We start from the raw sequence: 19,014 nt of genomic DNA, 5'->3' as shown, positions 1-19,014 counted from the left end.
GAGCTCTCTGTCTATCCATGACAACACTTATGCTTATCGTACTCTTGAGTGGCTGTACTGTGTCAGGAAGAGAAAGTGCACAAGTGCAGCAGCAGAATCATCTCGCAAGCGCTGAGAAGGATGCCGCCCCACAATATAACATTTCTTGGACTATGCATCAGAATACGCCAGTGCCTGAGGATGCAGAGATGATCGTATATCTTGAAAAGTTATTTCATGTGAATCTGAATGTGTGGAACCTGGAGAACAAGCGTTACGAGGATCTGCTCGATCTGGAGCTTGCTCAAGGGAATATTCCGGATCTGTTCCGAATTAGGCAGCCCCATGATCTGCTTAAATATCAGTCACAAGGAGTGCTCGCGAAAATCCCCCAAGATGTGCTTGAGCAACATGCGCCTAATCTTGTGAAGCGTATCCGGGATTATGATCCCCGGTACTTCGAGTACGGTAAAATAGATAACAGCTTATACGGTATTCCAGTTATCAATGAGACCAATATTTACCGAACCCCTATCGTCTATCGAGCAGACTGGCTGGAGCGGCTTGGACTAGACACGCCCACAACTTTGGATGAGTTAGAAACCGTTCTGTATGCCTTCGCCAAAGGTGATCCCGACGGTAATGGTAAACAGGATACATATGGTTTGTCCAAGGAAGGTATGAATGTGGTGTTTGGCGCTTTTGGGCAGACTGTTTTTACCGAGCAGCTATATTTTAATCTGAAAGATAATCAACTGGTCATCGGCGCTTTGGAGCCTGAGATGAAGCAAGCCTTAACTTATCTGCAACAATGGTACCGGGACGGCATTATCGACCCAGAGTTTATCACCGGCGAAAATAAAGGCGGCTACAAGCATCTATCTCATGCTTTTATTAACGGTAAAATTGGAATGACCTCCATGGGCAACTATTATCATTGGACTCAAGCGGGCGATTACAACATCCTGAACGAAAAAGGCGAAGAAACCCCGATGGCAGCTTCGTTCAATGTCTATGAACTTCAACAAAAGAACGCAGATGCCAAGGTGGTATTTGGTTCCCCTGTCGTTGGCCCGGATGGACTTAGTGGCTCAAAGGGCAACAACCTGCTCATGAACTTTATTGCCATTGGAGCTGAGACGGTAACGGAGCCCGGTAAACTTGAAAAAATTCTGGAAATTCTAGACTACGTCAGTGCCAATCCTGATCCGCATGAGCAGATCAGAATGGAGTATGGCGTTCAAGGGAAGCACTGGGACTGGGATGGTACATCCACAAATACGTTCCACCTTCTCCCTCCGTATAACCGAATGGAGAATTATATCAACACAATCGGGTCCAGTATCGGCATGACGGTTCCCGGTGGCTCCATAGGGGAACGTGAACAGTGGGCGGCATCTGTAGGACTGGAAAAGGGCGGCATCTATAATCATTTAGAGGTGGCCACCCCTGCCCTAATTCAATATTCATCTGACTTAATCAGTATGAGGGACAAAGCATACATCTCCATCATCACCGGCGATCAGCCTGTGGAGAGTTTCGATACCTTTGTGAAGGAATTCATGGAAGCTGGCGGAGAACAGGTGCTTCGCGAAGCCAATGAATGGTATAAGAAGCATCCGGAAACAAGTTCCGCGCAATAGATTAGCCCCCTTTTACCGTCGCAAAACGAATGCTATCATCCGACGTCATCATTGACGCGGATTGGAGAAATAGCTAAAATTTGATGCAACTGTTCTTTTTGAATTTGTCGCATTTATTTTGGTTAGCATGTTGTAACTCCAATCTGAGAGGATGAAAGGGTGGTCTGCATGGAAATGCTCCAGGACTCATTTGGCAGAATACATGACTATATCCGTATTTCTGTTACGGACCGCTGTAATTTGCGTTGTGTATACTGCATGCCAGCCGAGGGCATGGAATTCGCCCCCCATGATGAAATAATGAGCTATGAAGAAATTGCTCAGGTACTTCGAGTGCTGGCTCCTATGGGTATGCGCAAAGTGCGCTTAACCGGTGGTGAACCATTAGTACGCAAAGACCTGCACAAGCTCGTCGCTATGATCTCCGCCATTGACGGAATTGAAGATATTGCTTTGACTACCAATGCATTGCTGCTGGACAAGCAGGCTCAGGCGCTGAAGGATGCTGGATTGAACCGAATTAATATCAGTCTGGATTCCTTGCGAGCTGACCGCTTCTCCATGATTACCCGTGGCGGTGATGTGAACAAGGTGCTGAAAGGCATTGAGGCAGCCACGAACGTTGGGCTCGAACCGATTAAGCTGAATGTGGTACTCATGAAAGGTATTAATGATGATGAAATCAAAGACTTCATCGCACTGACCCTTGACCAGCCACTTCATGTTCGATTCATCGAATACATGCCGATCGGACATGCTTCCGACTCGTGGCGCAAATCCTATTTGCCACTCGAAGCTGTCACGGATGTCTGCGCAGAGGCTGGATGGACGGTGGATCAAACCGAAGGCCCTGCCGGGAACGGACCCTCACGGAATATGAAAATTTCAGGCTCACAAGGTACTTTCGGATTGATTCATCCGGTAAGTGACCATTTCTGTGATAACTGCAATCGTCTGCGTCTGACCGCAGATGGGCATATCAAAGCCTGCTTATATTGGTCAGATGAGTATAACGTGCGGCGCTTTGTCGATGACCCTGCGGCGATGGCTGCTCTTTTCCTCAAAGCACTCGGCACCAAACCCAAGAACCATGAGATGGCTATGGCACTGGAACGCAAAATGCAAAGTCATACACCAACAGCGAGACGGATGTCTCAGATTGGTGGGTAAGGGCTATAGATCTATTCTGGAACACAGGGCAGGGAGTTCAACCTGCTCCAAACATCTACAGTGAGTACATTGCGTCCATCGAGTAGATCGAGCACATTGAGTATACTGAGCACATCGAGAGTCTATAACGTATGTACTCGCTCTTGTCATTTGCACTGCTTAACTATATCGAATATGTAAATTAACACGATTACACTGCCCAGAGAGAATCTCTGGGCTTTTTTTTAGTACATATACTCTCATTAAGGCATGTATCTCTTATTTGTAGGTAACTTTTCTTTCTCACCAATATCGGCCCTGTTTCAAATCTTTATGATAAAGTTAATTATACGTTTAGCCTATTACATAGCTTCATGATCTAAGGTGATAACGTAGCAACGCAAACCAAACATATCAGACATCATGTAGGAGTTGACCAAATTGAATATTGTTGATGCCCTTGTAGCAGCCTGTCCTTATTTCAAAGTTATGTTTCTCAAAGACGATCTGATGCTCGCCGTAACGGATACCGAGAAATTTGTGTATTACGTTGCGAGTGAAGATTGTGACCTGGGCATTCGAGCGGGTGATCCGATCTCATTAGAAGACCCCACTCTCCGCCGCGCATTGATCCATGGGGAAACGTCAGCTAACCGAATTCCCGAGGAATTCTATGGCACAACGATTAACTCTTCAGCTACACCACTTCGAGACGAGAACGGGACAATTGTAGGCTCCTTTGCCATCGGTTTCTCGCTCAAAAACGAAGAAAAGCTGGAGCATTTCACCCAACTGATTACGGACATCAGCGGCAGACTTCAAGATATGGTGCAGACCGTAGCCGCCCAGTCCCAGCAATTATCAGCATCCTCTTCTCAAATATTGGACAACACCAGGCAGGCGGTACAGAATTCGGGCGAGGTTACTAAGGTAGCATCATTCATCCGAGAAATTTCTGAACAAACAAATCTGCTTGGTCTCAATGCCGCTATTGAAGCCGCACGAGCAGGTCATATGGGCGCAGGATTCGGTGTGGTTGCATCCGAAGTACGTAAACTATCTGCCGGAACCAAAGAAGCAACGGTCAACATCGAACGTTCGCTACGTGAGGTACAGCAATCCATGAAGAACATGGAAAATGAGATTACATCTATCGCACAATCCAGCAGCAACCAAGCGGAAGTTGTGACGGAATTTAGTGATGTTATTGAACGATTGAATCATACAAGCTATGAGTTGAAGGTATTTATTGAATCCATGCTGTTAAAAGCAGATTAAGTTCCATCTAGCGGCGGCAACCTCTTTGAGTGGATGTTAGTACGCCAAAAGGGCTGTCCCCGTCATATTCATGACTTACGGGACAGCTTCTTCGTATTATTAGGTTGAATAACATATCAAGCCTGACATGTTGAACAATGAAAGATGTTATTTTTATAACAATTGAAGCAGCTTCCACAGCATCATACCCGCCACACCAACCAGGATGACAACTGAGATTCGATTGAACATCACACTCATGCGTCCTGTGCGATCTAAGCGCCCTATGCCTCTGCCTGCCCCCGCTAATCCCAAAAACCATACCCAGGATACCACTGCTGTCGTTAAGGCAAAATAAAATCGCTCCATGCCGTCATACTGAAGTGAACTCGTGCCGATAACAGCCACCGTATCTAATAAAGCATGTGGGTTCAACAGGGATACCGAGGCTGCAAATGCAATTTGCTGACCTGCGGACAACACACTCCCTGATTCATGCGCAGTGCTCGCTGACTTCCACATGCCCCACGCCATATACAACAGAAATAAACTGCCGCCCGCATACAATACACTCGTCAGCAAAGGCCATTGCAACAAAATAAGGGATACACCCCCAACCGCTGCGCCAATTAATAAGGTATCACTAATGGCTGCAGTTATGATGGCGGGTAAAGCGTTCGAAAACTTACGTTGCAGCATCCCCTGGTTAAAAATAAATACATTCTGAACGCCCAGCGGCAAAATCAATCCAAATGCCAATATAATCGCGTGTATAAAAACCCCCATATGTTCTCCCCCTTAGTCTGTATCTATAGTAAAGGAGGATGAACTCGACGTAACCAACCACTTGGATGGTATGTAAGCCAACCAAATGTTATAGTGTCCATAACGATGCGAACGATGAATTCATGCACATAATGGAGGTTACAACGAAGTGAAACGTTCTGATTCGTGGTCAAGCATGGACTGGAAGCCCGATCCCTCACAACCCTTGCCACTGTATCAACAAATCGAACTGTACATCCGCCAGAAAATTACGAGTGGCGAGTGGGCTCCGGGAACCCGCTTGCCTTCCCAGCGAACCTTAGCCGAGTCTATGGGTATTAATCGCAGCACACTTGTCAGTGCGCTGGATAATCTGACGGCCGCAGGTATGATTGAGGGTAGGCATGGCGGTGGTACGTATGTATGCAGCTTGGACTGGAACGCTCTACCTACTCGGGAAGTGCCCAATTGGGAAGAAGCCTCTGAGGAGGGCTCTTATTATCCTAACCTCCCAGAAGTGCAGCAGATTAACCGATCTGAATTTGAGCCAGGCATCATCCGCCTTGGTACAGGTGAACTGGCTCCAGAGCTTATGCCACATGACGAATTCAACGAGATTTTGCACACCTTATCCCGTCGCTCCCATAGCCTGAATTATTTGGAGCCACAAGGTAGTCTGGAGCTACGTATTGCGCTGTCTGCGTATTTACAGAAGGTTCATGACATTCAAGCCTCACCGGCATCCATTTTGATCGTATCCGGTTCCATTCAGGCACTGAATCTCGTATCTGTAGGTCTGCTTCCAAGGGGAGCAACGGTCTTACTGGAGAAACCCTCGTATCTGTATTCGATCCATGCTTTTCAGTCTGCCGGACTGAAGATGGGCGGCATTCCTTTAGACGACGAAGGCATACAGCTTGCTGAATTGAGCCAGGCGTCCAATCGAGCACTCAAGCAAGGTCATTTTCCGCTCCTCTATACGATTCCTAGCTTCCACAACCCAACGGGCAATCTGATGAGCGCACAGCGCCGTGAAGAGCTGCTGGCTACGGCATACACAACTGGAATCTCCATTCTGGAAGATGCCGCATACACGGATCTATGGCTGGATGAGCCTGTCCCTAAGCCACTGAAGGCGTTAGATCGAGAGGGGCGCGTACTGCATATGGGCACGCTGTCAAAAGCAGTCAGTCCCGGTCTGCGGCTTGGCTGGTTGATCGGCCCGGAACCTGTCATTCGCCGGCTCGCAGATATTAAGATGCAGACGGATTATGGGACAAGCTCGCTGGCACAAGAAGCTGCTGCGCTATGGTTTGCTGACGGATATCACGAGCGGCACATGGATCGTCTACGACCTGAGTTACGCAACCGCCGTGACTGTATGTTGGAGCTGCTGCAACGATATTTAGGTGAACTTGCTCAGTGGAATATACCTCGTGGTGGGTTCTATATCTGGCTGAAATTGACTTGTGCTCCCCTCTCCATTAGACGACTCTTCCAAATCTGCTTGGATCGTGGTGTACTTATCCACCCGGGATACCTGTACAACCGTCTCGATCAAGAGCATCTTCGCCTGTCTTATGCGTATTGCACGCCAGAGCAGATGGAACAGGGACTGAGCATTCTTGCAGAAACTGTACGTGAGTTACTCACTTCTCTTGAAAAGTAAATTCAAAAGCCGCCAAGAACGGAGCGAGAATTCGCTCTTAATCTTGGCGGCTTTTGAATATATTTTAGAATCTCTGCTTTATATCCTTTGCTCTGTATTCTGCATTCTCTGTTCCTTGTCTCTTACATCTGCTCCTCGTTTAGTCTTCTCTCGCTTATCCTTTTACTGCACCCTCAGCAATCCCTTCCATGATGAACTTCTGGAAGAAAGCATAGATCAGAATGACGGGAATTGCGGTTAACACCAAGGAAGATAGAATTAGCGGCCATTCCTTGTTGTATTCGCCAAACAGCATATTCGTGGACAAAATGAGCGTGTAGTTATTCACATCGGTGAGCATCAACAAAGGTAACAAGAAATCATTCCATATCCAGAGGAAATCCAATATCGCAATAGTTACCGTGATCGGTAATAATAACGGGAAAATGATCTGAAAGAATGTCTGGAACTCATTACATCCATCCATCTGTGCAGACTCCTCTAATTCCCGCGGAATTGACTTCACAAACCCGTGATAGAGGAAGATTGCCATGTTAACGCCAAGTCCAATGTAGATCAGAGCCAACCCATACGTGCTGCCCTGAACTGAAAGTCCTCTCGCCATCCGTGTCAGCGGGATCATAATCGAGTGAAACGGAACCAGCATGGATGCTACAAACAGGAAGAAGATAATGTTACTGAGTCGGCCTGATGTTCGTGACAGCTTGTATCCAGCCATGGAGGCTGTGAGTACAATGCCGCCGATGCCAAGAAATGAGACAATTGCCGAGTTCATGGAGCTGTGCAGCAGATTGATTTTGGTAAATGCGTCCGCATAATTCTCCCAGTGCAGCGTGGTCGGCAGTGCGATAAAAGATTGGAACATCTCGCCTTGTGTCTTGAACGAGTTCACCACAGCCATATAGATCGGCAGCATCGCGAAGAGAGAACCTATGATAAGCAGCAGTCGGATGAGATAGCTGTTCAGTCGTTGTATCCTCATGCTTCCACCTCTTTCTTCTTCATCACCGTAATCTGAATCAATGTGAAGATCAGAACGATGATGAATAGCACAACCGATTTGGCACTTGCATATCCATACCTGAAGTTATTGGAGAATGCCTCTTCATAGATGTTCATCGTAATAACCTGTGTGGCTCTACCCGGGCCGCCACCTGTCAGACCATATACCACTTCAAACACTTTGAAGGCACCATTCAGTGTCAGGAAGAAACAGATCGTTATCGCATGAGTAATCATCGGCATGACCACATTACGCAGCACCTGGAATGCATTCGCTCCATCGATCGTGGCAGCTTCCTTCAGACTCTTCGGCACACCTTGCAATGCTGCAAGATAGATGATCATCATGTACCCCACACCATTCCAGAGCGACACGATAATGATGGAGTAAAAGGAGACCTTGGGATCCCCCAGCCATTGCTGATCCAGCAGAGAGAACGCAAGTTTCTCAGCAAGTTGCGGCAGCACTTGGGAGAATATGAATGTCCACATAAAGGCACTGATGATTGTACTAATCATGTTTGGCATGAAAAACAACGTTCGGAACAATCCTTTGCTACGTGTCCGTGTCTCAATGAACACGGCGAGCAGCAACGCGATCCCATTTTGCAGAATAAGCATAAACACCACATACTTCATCGTGAACCACAAGGAATTCAGAAAGTCTGGGTCTTCCTTAAACAGTTCGATAAAATTGCTTAGACCAATGAAGCTATAATCCCGATTAAGTCCGTTCCAGTCCGTCAAGCTATAAAACATACCGCTAAATGTCGGGATCAGCAGGAATATCGCATAAATGACAAAGGCAGGCGCAGTGAACGCGAGCAATGACAGATACTTCTTGAACACATTCGTAGCCATAGAATCTCCCCCTTTTACTATAAGTGCGTGTTCAAAAAGGCGGTTTTCAGCTTTTGAACAACCTCTATAAACAGACTTAGTGTGAACGGGGGAACGAAGTGCGTTCTGCCAGCCGTTTCATCTGCTTAGAGACTTCGAGGAAATATAGTGCCGCTAAGTTTGTTGACAAAATCCTAGTACAGCGGAGATTTTGTCAACCATAGCGGGTACTAAGTTACTCGCAGCTCCTTACTTGTTGACTTTGTTGTATGACTTCCATGCCTTGTCGAGTGCATCAATAACCTGCTGCTGATTCAACTGACCGGAGTAGTAACCTTGCAGTACTTTACCAGACTCATCTTTGACCGCTTGAGGAACAGCCGGATCTTGATAAGCTTTGCCTTCATTCACATATTTCAGCGCATCGTCAACCCAAGGGAAGCTCTTGAAGTCATGAATCTTAGCCACAGGGTTGAACTTCAAGGCTTCATAGAAGCCGCTGGAATCCTTGTCATCGAGCACATAGTTTACAAAATCGAGCGCCACTTCTTTGTTCTTACTTGAAGAGGATACCGCTAGTGAAGTGGATGTACTCAGGTTAATCTTTGTATTGTCCGGGTTGTCGTCAATCGGCATTGGTGCCACACCAAAGTTCATATCCGGGTTAGACTTCAAGATCGTCTCTGCATACCATGGTCCTTGAACCCACATTGCTGCTTTGCCTGTTGCAAAGGCTGCCGCTGCATCGTCTGGTCCTACTTCCAGCGCTCTTTCCGTACCATTGGCTGTAACCAGATCGAAGATATCGAAGATCGCCTTCATGTCCGAGAATGAGCCTTGATCCTGATTCATTTTATCTAAGAAATCTTTGTGATCCGTCTGTGACAGCGCGCCTACCGTAAGTGGCAGGAAGAGCTGAGGAACCCAAGCCTCTTTGTAGGAAAGTTCAAATGGTGTAATACCTGCTGAATTCAGCTTCTCTACCACTGCTTTCATCTCGGTTAAAGTCGTTGGTACCTCCAACCCTTGCTCTTCGAAAATATCCTTGTTATAGAGGTATCCCCAAGATAGCGTTTCCAAAGGTACGGCTACGACTTTTCCACTTGAATCAGTAACCGATGGCTTAACTGAATCGAGCAGTTTATCCACGAATGGTTGCCCGGATAGATCCTCCAAGTACCCTGCCTTACTGAACGGTGGAATCTCGTTCACAGCATGAAGGGCGAATACGTCTGGTGCATCATTGGAGGCAAGACGTGTTTTGAGAATTTGAGCTGCATTATCTGCTGGCGGCATCTCCAGTTGCACGTTCACTTCAATATTTTTCTCCGCTTTTTCCTTGGCTTTGAACTGTTCTATATATTTATCGTAATGTTCTTTCAGCCGTGGTTGTGCGACGAATATTTTGAGTGAAACGGTGCTTCCTGCTGCAGTGCCTCCCTCCGAACTATCTGTACCCGCATTGGAGCCGCAACCTGCCAGCAGAACGCTTACCAGAACCGCACTCGCTACGCTTTTCCATATCTTCATCTCTTATGACCTCCCGGTGTGACTGGTTTGTCTTTCATGGGATTATTATATACCACTAAATGAAAGCGCTTCATTGGACAAAATTAGACTCATGGATTGGATTATTTTAAACCTTAATCCAAGTCACGATTCTAGAAACACGAGTGTACGGCATGTATTAGTCGAATGAGTTCGTATGACTCTTACGCATCTCACCAGGCGATAGCCCAAAATGTTTTTTGAATACACGGTAAAAGTATGATACGTCCTCATATCCCGTCATTTCTGCGATATGTTTGAACGGAATCTGGTCATCTAGCACCCACTCTTTGGCTCTCGCCATACGCAGCTGTACGATATAATCACTCACATTCACGCCATATTCCCGCTTGAACACCTTACTCATATATTCCTTGCTGACAAAAAAGATCTGTGCAAGCTGCTCCAATGTAATGAGCTCCATGCAATGCTGCTCAATGTATTGCTTCACTTCGTCCAGATTCAACCGATTCTTGAATTTGCGCTGTGCAATCAATTGCTCCAACGCATGCTCATAAGAAGCAGCCACCCATTCCACAGCAGTCGAGATGGAGGATAGAATATGGGCAGGTGGCAACACAGCTGAGGATGAATGCTGCTCACACAACGCATTGGTTACACAAAGCTCTGTATGCAACGTCTGCAATTCGTATACGATTCTCCCTAGTTGCTGAGGTCTGTGAATCCCTGTAACCTCCAATGTGTTCTCCAACTGCTGGAACAATTCTTGAAGCCCTGCAGCATTCAGATCGTTGAAGCGCAGCCGAAGCTGATGTTGAAATACCGAAAACTCACTAGCAAAGGCCGACGAATACGCCTCCCAGGATTCAGGCCCGTATGCTGTCTTTTCCAGTTCGCGTAAGCACTTGGCTAATACGGCATTTAACTCTTCTGGATTCACAGGCTTCAATAAATAATCTGCCGCGCGGTGACGGATCGCATGCTTCGCATAATTGAAATCGTCATACCCACTGACCACAATCACTTTAATCATCGGATACTGTGCACTTAACGTCTGTAGCAGCTCTACACCGTCTGTACCGGGCATTCGCATGTCCGTAATGATAATATGAGGCTGAAGCTGTCCAATTAAATGTAGCGCCTCCTGACCGTCCTCCGCCTCACCAGCTACGATCATGCCAAGCTCTGCCCACGCCCCCAGGTTACGTAAAATATCTCGATTCCACGGCTCGTCGTCCACGAGCAACACTTTATACTGCATTTGCCCCTTACTCATCAGCGTTCGCCTCCTGTTGAACAGGGAATACGGATCATCACTCTCGTGCCCTGTCCTTGTTCACTTTCAATTCTCATGCCATACGCAGGCCCGAAATTCATTACGATTCGTGACGCAGCATTCACAAGACCAATGCTTGTACCTGTGCTCCAGACACGATCTCCCTGTTGAGACATCCTGGACAGTCTTGATTGCATCTCGCTTAATTTGTCCTGATCGATCCCTACGCCATTGTCACTGATTCGGATAAGCACTTCATCTTGCTCACGAATCACCTCTACGCTCAGTTTCCACTCTCCCTGCTTCTTCTCCAAACCATGGACAAAAGCATTCTCCACAATAGGCTGTAGGGATAGCTTAGGAATGTAACAGTCACCTATGACGCCATCGATCTCCAGACGGTATTCCAGCTTGCTCGCGAATCGTTGTTTCTGAATCAACATATAGTGCTCTAATTGGTCTAATTCGGATTGTAGCGGCACAAGACCATCCGGGGCTCTGACGATATAACGGAACATCTCGCTTAATGCACGAATGACTCTGTAGCTGTCCTCCGGTTTCTGTGAATAAATCATGCCGCCGATCATCTGTAATGTATTTTGGAGAAAATGAGGATGGATCTGTGATTGCAACGCTTTGAGCTCCGCGGTCTGTTTCTCTAAATTCATTAAATAATTATCCCGAATGTGCTCACGGATGCGGCTCGCCATGCCATGGAGATTTTTCTCCAGCAGCCCAATCTCATCCACCCTTCCACTGCGAACCACCTCTTTATCCTTAATAAGCCGAATGCCCTTCATGGCATTGGCCAATCTAACAATCGGTTTCGAGGTGCGCCATGCTACTAAAACTGCAATCCCAATAGAAAATGCAGCCGCCAGTCCGCCCACCACAAGTCCGTATTTCATCGTTTCTAGCGCGCTCTCATTAATGACATGGGCAGGCACAACTTTAATAAGACGTAGCCCCGATGGCTCAATGGAGTTATAAAATACGTACGCGTTGGCTGTGCGAATTAATCCCGACTCATTGGTAGACTTCGTTACTTGTTGCAGCGCTTCCGTATATGGCGGTTGCGTGCGGTCAGGCTGATAGAGAATTGCCCCTGACCGATCTGCAATGTACACCGAATAATCTCCCCGAGTGTCGAGTAGCTCCAGTGTTTGATTGAATTCAGCCCATTTCACTTCAAGACTGATTGCCCCAATCTGTTCCTGATCTTCAAACCGGTTCATGCTACGAGTCATATGAAACTTATCCGGGTCACTCTCATCATTGATGATGGTAAAGTCCTTATGCTGATCAAAAAGCTCACGATACCCCTTCGGAATTTGTGTAACGGTTTTGATTCGGCTCTCCATCGAGTTGAAGGTGAACAACGTATCTAATTCCTTCAAATACAGTTCCACACCAAATACATAATTTCCAGCGGAGTAATAGACACTGTTTAACATATTGAACATGGATTTTTGCTCATCAAACCGACTTGCCGCCGAAGCATCCTTATTCAATGCAAGGTATTGGTGAACCTCATCACTGATCTGGATGGAGTAGACGATATTATTCATGCGGGCGAATTGCTCGCCCAGATAGATCGAAGCCCAGTTCATATTAGCGCGGTTCGTTTGCATAATCTCCTCTTCCATGGAAGAACGAGTATTCTCCGCAGCCATCGCCGTCATGACAATGACAGGTAGCACGGCAAGCAGTGCCATCGTGAGAATTAATTTGTTGCGGATGCTACGTTTAAACGGATCTGTAAGCTTGCGATAAAGTTCGGTTAACACGGCGCCCACTCCCAAGCAAAAATAAGACAAACGCCCCAGCATATTGCCGAGGGCGTCTTGGTCTTTTGTTTTCAATTATTATGCGGCGTGCTAGCTACCCTTGTTGCTCGATAATCTGAATTCCCCACCGCTCCAGTTCAATCGTCTGACCTTTATCTACCGCATTTCCGGAAAGAAGCTCGGTTCCGCCTTCCTGTGCGTGCACGAAGGAAATAGGCTGATCGGAATAATTGAAACAATAACGGATGGTGTTGCCTTGTTCATTCACACCTGTCTTGACGATGATTGGGAAAGCTAACTCTTGATCCGTCCCCCATACGCCTGCTTCTTTCATCACACGCTCCAGCACCTTCTGGATGACCGCCGAGCTAGTGAAGCATCCCACATAGGTTGCTTTTCCTTGACCATAGCTGTTCTGAGTAATTGCAGCGTATTGTCCCCAGTGCGGGTGATCGTACCATGCCAGCACCTCTGCTGTGGTCGGTGTAATGAGTTCCATCCAGGTGTGGATCTGGTTCTGCTCTTCTCCTACGGCAAAAGGGTCATCTCGCAACGCAACATTTTTCGGCTCAACGAAGAGACTGTAGTTAATTCCGCACGCTTCGCTGATGATTCCCGGTTGACGGGTCGAGCGAACCTTCACATGTTCATTGGTGAACCCACTCTTGAAGGAGTATACGACATGGCCTCCATCCTGAACGAATTGATTCAGCTTCTCCAGCAGAGCATCGGATGCAGCATATAGTGCAGGCACGATGATGACATCATATCCTTCATAACTTTCCACGGATGGATCGATGAGGTCACACCCAATATTCATTTTGTACAGTTCATCGTACATCCAGCGCACAACATCGTTATAGTTCTTATCACTGGTAAAGTTGAATCCGAACCACTTGATCGCGGTATATGCCTCATTGCTAAACAGAACAGCCACACGGTTGGTCTTCTTCATATTCACGAGCTGTGGACTGAGTCTGGCAAAATCACTGCCTATCGATTTGGCCTCGTCGTATACCGGATTAGGTTCAAAATCGTGGCTAAGCAATCCTTTCCAGTACGTCTCGAATGAATTGTGTATAGAATGCCAATGCCAGTACGCAACCATATTCGCACCAGAAGCTAGATGGCTGAACGCCTGAAGGCGGAGTTGTCCCGGATATGGAACCCAGTGCCAGAATGCCTGAGCTTCCGTCTCCAACACCAGATAATTGGATTGTTTCGTTGAACGTGCAACGTCGCCGCCGAACGAGATTTCAATTCCGGTCAGATCATCCTGAGACGGATGATAGATATCTACACTGGTGATGTCAAAAGCCTTCGATGCGGCAAAATGATCTACATCTCCTTGAATACCGTAGGAGTATCCACGCCATTCAAAATCAAAGTTTTGAGTAACGAACTGCCCCTCCTGCTTGTATTCATTCACAATGCCAACCTGCCAGGCCAAGAAGTCTGTCACGAGCTTACGCTGGAACTTCGCAAACTCAGCACCGAGACTACCATTGATCGTACCTACAACTGAAGGGAAATCCTCCCAGCTATTAATCCGGTTACTCCAATAGTCGAGTCCAAACTCTTTATTAAGCTCGTCCAAGGAGCTGAATTGGCCTCGCATATATTTGGCGAACTGCAACTGTACGTTATCCCCAGCTGTGTTGTAGTGTTTGGTCTCATTATCGGTCTGATATCCAATAACGGCTGGATGTTTGCTCACTCTGGAGATCAACTTGCGGATGATCCGCTCAGCATAGAACAGATAGGTTGGATTCGTAATATCCATGATCTGACGTGCGCCGTATCTTCCCTGTCCTTGCACCGTTGTTGCAAGCACATTCGGATGTTCCTTAACCATCCACGTCGGAACCGCATACGTTGGCGTGCCTACAATAACCCGAATCCCCGCCTGATGCATCGCATCCAGAACACGATCCACTGAAGAGAAATCGAACACTCCGTTCTGTGGTTCATGCGTGCTCCAGGTAGATTCTGCAATACGTACCACGTTAATTCCTGCATCCTTCATCATCTGAATGTCCTGGTCTAATCGCTCATAAGGCATATATTCATCGTAGTAAGCTACACCGTATAATAACTTGTCCATTGTAATTTCTCCTTCTGATGGCAAAAATATGTTACTTCCGTTAAAGATGTCGTTCAAAAAGTCCGCTTTTGAACATGCACTTAAAGCAATTAAGGCAATGCTCCACATATCCAACAGGCAATTCGTGATTCTGAGAATGATAACGTTTACATATCTAGTAATAACCGTGTACTATATATGCAGGCTATCCCTACTTCTTACCAGAATCCAATGATTATGAATATCTGGGTTAAACTGATTATAATGAAGTATACTAAGGGTGCCGATTGTACAAAGCGAGTTGTTTTTACCCTTTTCCGAGGTGACGTTATGGAAACTAAATTACAGCTTCGAGAAATGCCGCAACACCTGATGGCACACTGGCTGCCGATTATCGATTGCAACATCAAGCTTTACGGCGCACATAGCCAGCAGGTGCAGATGGGCTGGATGATGCCAGAGGAGTCACACCCAGGCTTTGAGCTTCTGCTCATACTGGAAGGCACCCAAGAGAGTATCATTCATGGATATAGACATCTGGTAGAAGAAGGCGACATTCTCTTAATTCCTCCGGGATACAAACATACGAATCAATGTGTCTCTACCACAGGCATGACTTATTTTAGCGCTCACTTTAATGTGGACGATCCTGTATTTATATTAAAATTGATGTCCAGACACAGTCGAATCTACGAGGCAGGCACACCGGACAATCTGAAAATGCGCGCTATCCTGGAGAGCTGGATGGGCATGATTAAACAAACGGAGGCTTATACTTCGACAGATAAGTTTATGATGCAGGCACGGATGTTTGAGTTATTTGCACTCTTGTCCCAGACAGCCGATCGTGAACCCGTCTCTACGATGTCTGGATCTGCGCCCAATACACCCGCACCGACGGCTATGCACTATGCAGGGGCGATTGCAGAAGCGATTAAGCAGGCTTTTCACGCTCAGCTAAGAAATAAGGATGGCAACGTATCTACGATAAAGGTGGAGCAAATTATCGCTTCGTTCGGGATCAGCCCAGGATATGGTCTGCAGATCTTCCGTAAAGTATACGGACGAGCACCGCGCGCATATCTATCAAGCCTTAAATTACAGGAAGCCAAAGTTCTCATCGAACAACCGGAGCTATCCCTAGGGGAAATTGCATGGAAGCTTGGGTATACCCATCTGTCTCATTTCAGCAGGCAGTTCAAACGTTGGACAGGTGAAAGCCCACTCCAATATCGCAACTCTACCTTGAAAAAAAACCGCAGTGCTCCGCTCGATTCTTCCAGCGCGATTTCAAGCGTGAACGGAATCGATTAGGGCGTGCCTGAAAACTCCGAAGAACGCAGATTTTGAAAATTTTCCGTTCCAAGCCAAGAAGTTTTCCGCAGGCGTACCGGGGTACGTCAAGGGAAAGTGACGAAGCAGGGGGCGATAAGGCGGTAAAGATGCACTTCGTAATCAAAAGCGGACTTTTTGAACAACCTCTAAAAGATCACAGGTTATGTCGGAGCTAAGTGGTACAATTAACGTTCATGATTCCGAATAGACTGGTACTCTTCTGGTGTGTTCACATTGCTTAGCTGCACTACCGCATCGTGAACACCTACGCTTTCCAGTTCTTGCACGTCGATATAGAGGGGGTTCATTTCCTCCAACCAACCTGTGACTCGTAACCGATCTTGGTCTAAGCACTGCGTAAGTTCTGTAAGCACACGCCTGTGATATACACCGGCAAGCGGATGAACACGTCCCGATATTCGTGGCACAATGACTGAATGTGGATCGCTGGATTCAGCCAATTGCTTCATGCCTGCGAAAAAGGAAGGTTTAAGCAATGGCATATCACAAGCGCATACGAGATTCCAATTCGTGTCCGAAGCTTGCAGTGCTGCGTGCAATCCAGCGAGTGGTCCTTTGCCGGGATATTGATCCTGAACACATTCATAGCCCAGTTCTGCATATGTGGCGACATGAGAGCCACCCGCAACTATGATGCGGGCGACTTCCGGTATCATTGAACTAGCGATTTGGCTAAGCAACGTCGAACCCTTCACCGATAATAGTGCCTTGTTCGATCCCATACGCCTAGATTGCCCACCTGCCAAAATGATACCCGTCCAATCCGTTGTATTCACGACGATCTCCTCCAGTGCTATTATTTTCGAAGCTTGATAAGGAAAAGTAGCTTTTAGTCTATACATTGAAACCCCATACAACAAATGATACATTGAACAATATGATTCTGAAAGGAATGGCTCTATTGGATAAATATGCACCCGGAAGAGGCAATCCCTCTTTGGTCTCGCTGAAACTATATAATTTCTTCATCTATGGAGCAATCTCCATCTTCGCCGGATTTCTGCAATTATACTTGCAAGAGATTGGTATGACCAAATTAGAGATCGGTAGCCTCATGGCGATCGGCCCGTTTGTCTCCTTGTTTGCCAATCCGTTCTGGGGATTCTGGAGCGATAAATCGCGTAATATCCGTATTATTCTGATGATTATGATGGGAGGCACATTTGTGTTCTCTCAAGCTGTCTTTCATGCACCTACCTATGCCTGGATCTATACAGCCATGATCGTTTTCTATTTTTTTCAAAGTCCGTTATTCGCTCAAACCAATAGTTTGATCCTTGGATACATTGACGGTACCTCGCAAAAGTTTGGTTCCTTCCGTCTCTGGGGCTCCTTAGGGTGGGCTCTGACTGCGGTGGCGGCCGGGCCGTTAATTGACCGACTTGGCATAGGCAGTGTATCCATCGTCTTCGCGTGTATGATCATCGTTGCCTTTGCATTTTCCGTATTTCTGCCCAGACAACCAATCGCTTCGGATACGCCTGTGGTCACATTCCGCCGATTCGGTAAGGTGATGTTCAATCCCTATTTCATGGCATTCATTGGACTTGGCGTTCTTGTATCCGTGCCTAATGCGATGAATAGCACTTTCATGTCGCTCTATATTACGGAGATGGGCGGCAACAAACAGATGGTCGGCTGGGCGATCTTCACGTCTTCCATTCTGGAAGTCGGGGTCTTCTTACTGCTGGATCGATATCTGAAAAGAAAGATGAGCTTCCTGCTCGCCTCGCTTGTCCTGGTTAGTCTGCTGTTCGCCATCCGTTGGCAGTTGATGGCTGAGTCTACCCTTCCAATTGAGGTGGTGCTCATTCAACTGATGCACTCCATTACCTTCGGTGGATACTTCTATGTAGGCACACAGCTCACGATGCTGTTTATTCCTAGACCGTATCGGTCCTCTGGTCAAGCCGTCTACACGATGGCATGGGGCGGTCTATCCGGCGTCATCGCAGGTTTGTTTGGCGGCTGGTTGTTCCAGAGCTTCGGTGCTGAACTTATGTACAACATCGGAGTATTCTTCTCGCTGATTGGTGCCGCAGGCTTCGCCATCATGTGGCTGATTAATCGGCGGAATGGATATCAGCCTGTTGTGTTGACGGAAATGGGTGATGGTTAATCTTTTGTTGGCAAAGGTTGAATAAGCTCGAAAGTTACACTGGATCACTCCGATGACAGAACAATCTTCCGATCGCTGTTACCCCCGGATTTTTTGGATTCCCCTTTTCAAAGGTTAAAATCCGGGGATAGCTTATGCTTACGATGCAGCTTTCTTGCAGAAAGCTTGTGGGCGAGCGCTACGCTTCTCCAGCTTTATTCTGTCCTCTCCGTTATGGTGTAAATAAAAATTTAAACATTCAAACAAAAGATTAAGGGCGGGGAGTAAGGTTAAACTCTTCGTTACTGGTGTAGAACTAACATTATAAAAAACGAAAGATTAGGACATGTAGTAAGGCTAAACTCTTCGTTACGGTGTAACATTATCGTCCCTTACCTTTATTAGTCATGAAGCAGGGCAGCGCGTGCTAGGAGCTGCACGTGGTGCAAATTACGATTTATAAGTCATCTAAGTGTATCCTTCCTCCCAACCCAGCCTTGCTTTTAATTCTAACGAACCTTAGACGTCTTATTTGCCACAATTTCAGAAGATTTCAAAGCTAAGGAATCTCAGCAACCTTATTGCACGAAAAAGACCTTTA

The 19,014-nt window shown here is 46.7% G+C and carries 14 protein-coding genes; 6 read left to right on the top strand and 8 right to left on the bottom strand.

Features of this window, described 5'->3' with window-relative positions:
• The first annotated feature begins 17 nt into the window (after window positions 1-17).
• The 3 genes from M3636_RS17690 to M3636_RS29575 all read left to right on the top strand — a co-directional run bounded on the left by M3636_RS17690 (window position 18) and on the right by M3636_RS29575 (window position 4,049).
• Window positions 18-1,622, top strand: coding sequence for an extracellular solute-binding protein (locus tag M3636_RS17690; protein WP_251383395.1), 1,605 nt, complete (start codon window positions 18-20; stop codon window positions 1,620-1,622).
• Between the two features lie 168 nt (window positions 1,623-1,790).
• On the top strand, window positions 1,791-2,792 hold the full coding sequence (moaA, locus tag M3636_RS17685; protein ID WP_128103838.1) for a GTP 3',8-cyclase MoaA: 1,002 nt from the start codon (window positions 1,791-1,793) through the stop codon (window positions 2,790-2,792).
• 420 nt (window positions 2,793-3,212) lie between these two features.
• Window positions 3,213-4,049 carry a methyl-accepting chemotaxis protein gene (locus tag M3636_RS29575; RefSeq protein ID WP_128103839.1) on the top strand — a complete coding sequence of 279 codons (837 nt, stop codon included), beginning with the start codon at window positions 3,213-3,215 and terminating at the stop codon, window positions 4,047-4,049.
• 153 nt (window positions 4,050-4,202) lie between these two features.
• Here the strand turns inward: M3636_RS29575 and M3636_RS17675 are convergent, their stop codons facing one another.
• The gene (locus M3636_RS17675) at window positions 4,203-4,814 is read right to left on the bottom strand and encodes a LysE/ArgO family amino acid transporter (RefSeq protein WP_251383394.1); all 612 of its coding nucleotides are present in this window, start codon (window positions 4,812-4,814) and stop codon (window positions 4,203-4,205) included.
• Window positions 4,815-4,989: 175 nt separating this feature from the next.
• Between M3636_RS17675 and M3636_RS17670 the strand changes: the two genes are divergently transcribed.
• Entirely contained in the window at window positions 4,990-6,462 is a 1,473-nt protein-coding gene (locus M3636_RS17670; protein ID WP_251383547.1) for an aminotransferase-like domain-containing protein, read from the top strand.
• Window positions 6,463-6,616: 154 nt separating this feature from the next.
• Here the strand turns inward: M3636_RS17670 and M3636_RS17665 are convergent, their stop codons facing one another.
• The 6 genes from M3636_RS17665 to M3636_RS17640 all read right to left on the bottom strand — a co-directional run bounded on the left by M3636_RS17665 (window position 6,617) and on the right by M3636_RS17640 (window position 14,980).
• Window positions 6,617-7,444 (bottom strand): carbohydrate ABC transporter permease, encoded by an 828-nt coding sequence (locus M3636_RS17665; RefSeq protein ID WP_251383393.1) that lies wholly within the window; start codon window positions 7,442-7,444, stop codon window positions 6,617-6,619.
• Complete coding sequence (locus M3636_RS17660; protein ID WP_056702097.1) at window positions 7,441-8,325, bottom strand: carbohydrate ABC transporter permease; 885 nt, start codon at window positions 8,323-8,325, stop codon at window positions 7,441-7,443. The genes M3636_RS17665 and M3636_RS17660 overlap by 4 nt, the downstream gene beginning before the upstream one ends.
• 228 nt (window positions 8,326-8,553) lie before the next feature.
• On the bottom strand, window positions 8,554-9,834 hold the full coding sequence (locus M3636_RS17655; RefSeq protein ID WP_128103842.1) for an ABC transporter substrate-binding protein: 1,281 nt from the start codon (window positions 9,832-9,834) through the stop codon (window positions 8,554-8,556).
• Window positions 9,835-9,991: 157 nt separating this feature from the next.
• The gene (locus M3636_RS17650) at window positions 9,992-11,089 is read right to left on the bottom strand and encodes a response regulator (RefSeq protein WP_251383392.1); all 1,098 of its coding nucleotides are present in this window, start codon (window positions 11,087-11,089) and stop codon (window positions 9,992-9,994) included.
• Complete coding sequence (locus M3636_RS17645; protein ID WP_251383391.1) at window positions 11,089-12,876, bottom strand: sensor histidine kinase; 1,788 nt, start codon at window positions 12,874-12,876, stop codon at window positions 11,089-11,091. Before M3636_RS17645 ends, M3636_RS17650 begins: the two co-directional genes overlap by 1 nt.
• 94 nt (window positions 12,877-12,970) lie before the next feature.
• Window positions 12,971-14,980 carry a beta-galactosidase gene (locus M3636_RS17640; RefSeq protein ID WP_251383390.1) on the bottom strand — a complete coding sequence of 670 codons (2,010 nt, stop codon included), beginning with the start codon at window positions 14,978-14,980 and terminating at the stop codon, window positions 12,971-12,973.
• 309 nt (window positions 14,981-15,289) lie between these two features.
• Between M3636_RS17640 and M3636_RS17635 the strand changes: the two genes are divergently transcribed.
• Window positions 15,290-16,273: an AraC family transcriptional regulator gene (locus tag M3636_RS17635; protein ID WP_128103843.1), complete on the top strand. Its 984-nt coding sequence runs from the start codon at window positions 15,290-15,292 to the stop codon at window positions 16,271-16,273.
• A gap of 206 nt (window positions 16,274-16,479) precedes the next feature.
• Here the strand turns inward: M3636_RS17635 and mobA are convergent, their stop codons facing one another.
• Window positions 16,480-17,091 carry a molybdenum cofactor guanylyltransferase gene (gene mobA, locus M3636_RS17630; protein ID WP_164848802.1) on the bottom strand — a complete coding sequence of 204 codons (612 nt, stop codon included), beginning with the start codon at window positions 17,089-17,091 and terminating at the stop codon, window positions 16,480-16,482.
• A 116-nt stretch (window positions 17,092-17,207) separates the two neighbouring features.
• Here mobA and M3636_RS17625 point away from each other — a divergent pair, with 116 nt between their 5' ends.
• Window positions 17,208-18,434 (top strand): MFS transporter, encoded by a 1,227-nt coding sequence (locus tag M3636_RS17625; protein ID WP_128104634.1) that lies wholly within the window; start codon window positions 17,208-17,210, stop codon window positions 18,432-18,434.
• The last annotated feature ends 580 nt before the right edge of the window (window positions 18,435-19,014 follow it).

The sequence above is a fragment of the Paenibacillus sp. MER 99-2 genome (assembly GCF_023714095.1).
In the GTDB taxonomy this organism is placed as follows: domain Bacteria; phylum Bacillota; class Bacilli; order Paenibacillales; family Paenibacillaceae; genus Paenibacillus.
Note: the sequence above shows the minus strand (reverse complement) of the source record. Positions and strands in the feature narration are given on the sequence as shown.

Bases quoted from the DNA above. Each gene is read 5' to 3' on its own strand.
- M3636_RS17690 (WP_251383395.1), top strand. From the start codon at position 18: ATGACAACACTTATGCTTATCGTACTCTTGAGTGGCTGTACTGTGTCA.
- moaA (WP_128103838.1), top strand. From the start codon at position 1,791: ATGGAAATGCTCCAGGACTCATTTGGCAGAATACATGACTATATCCGT.
- M3636_RS17675 (WP_251383394.1), bottom strand. From the start codon at position 4,814: ATGGGGGTTTTTATACACGCGATTATATTGGCATTTGGATTGATTTTG.
- M3636_RS17670 (WP_251383547.1), top strand. From the start codon at position 4,990: ATGGACTGGAAGCCCGATCCCTCACAACCCTTGCCACTGTATCAACAA.
- M3636_RS17665 (WP_251383393.1), bottom strand. From the start codon at position 7,444: ATGAGGATACAACGACTGAACAGCTATCTCATCCGACTGCTGCTTATC.
- M3636_RS17660 (WP_056702097.1), bottom strand. From the start codon at position 8,325: ATGGCTACGAATGTGTTCAAGAAGTATCTGTCATTGCTCGCGTTCACT.
- M3636_RS17655 (WP_128103842.1), bottom strand. From the start codon at position 9,834: ATGAAGATATGGAAAAGCGTAGCGAGTGCGGTTCTGGTAAGCGTTCTG.
- M3636_RS17650 (WP_251383392.1), bottom strand. From the start codon at position 11,089: ATGAGTAAGGGGCAAATGCAGTATAAAGTGTTGCTCGTGGACGACGAG.
- M3636_RS17640 (WP_251383390.1), bottom strand. From the start codon at position 14,980: ATGGACAAGTTATTATACGGTGTAGCTTACTACGATGAATATATGCCT.
- M3636_RS17635 (WP_128103843.1), top strand. From the start codon at position 15,290: ATGGAAACTAAATTACAGCTTCGAGAAATGCCGCAACACCTGATGGCA.
- M3636_RS17625 (WP_128104634.1), top strand. From the start codon at position 17,208: ATGGCTCTATTGGATAAATATGCACCCGGAAGAGGCAATCCCTCTTTG.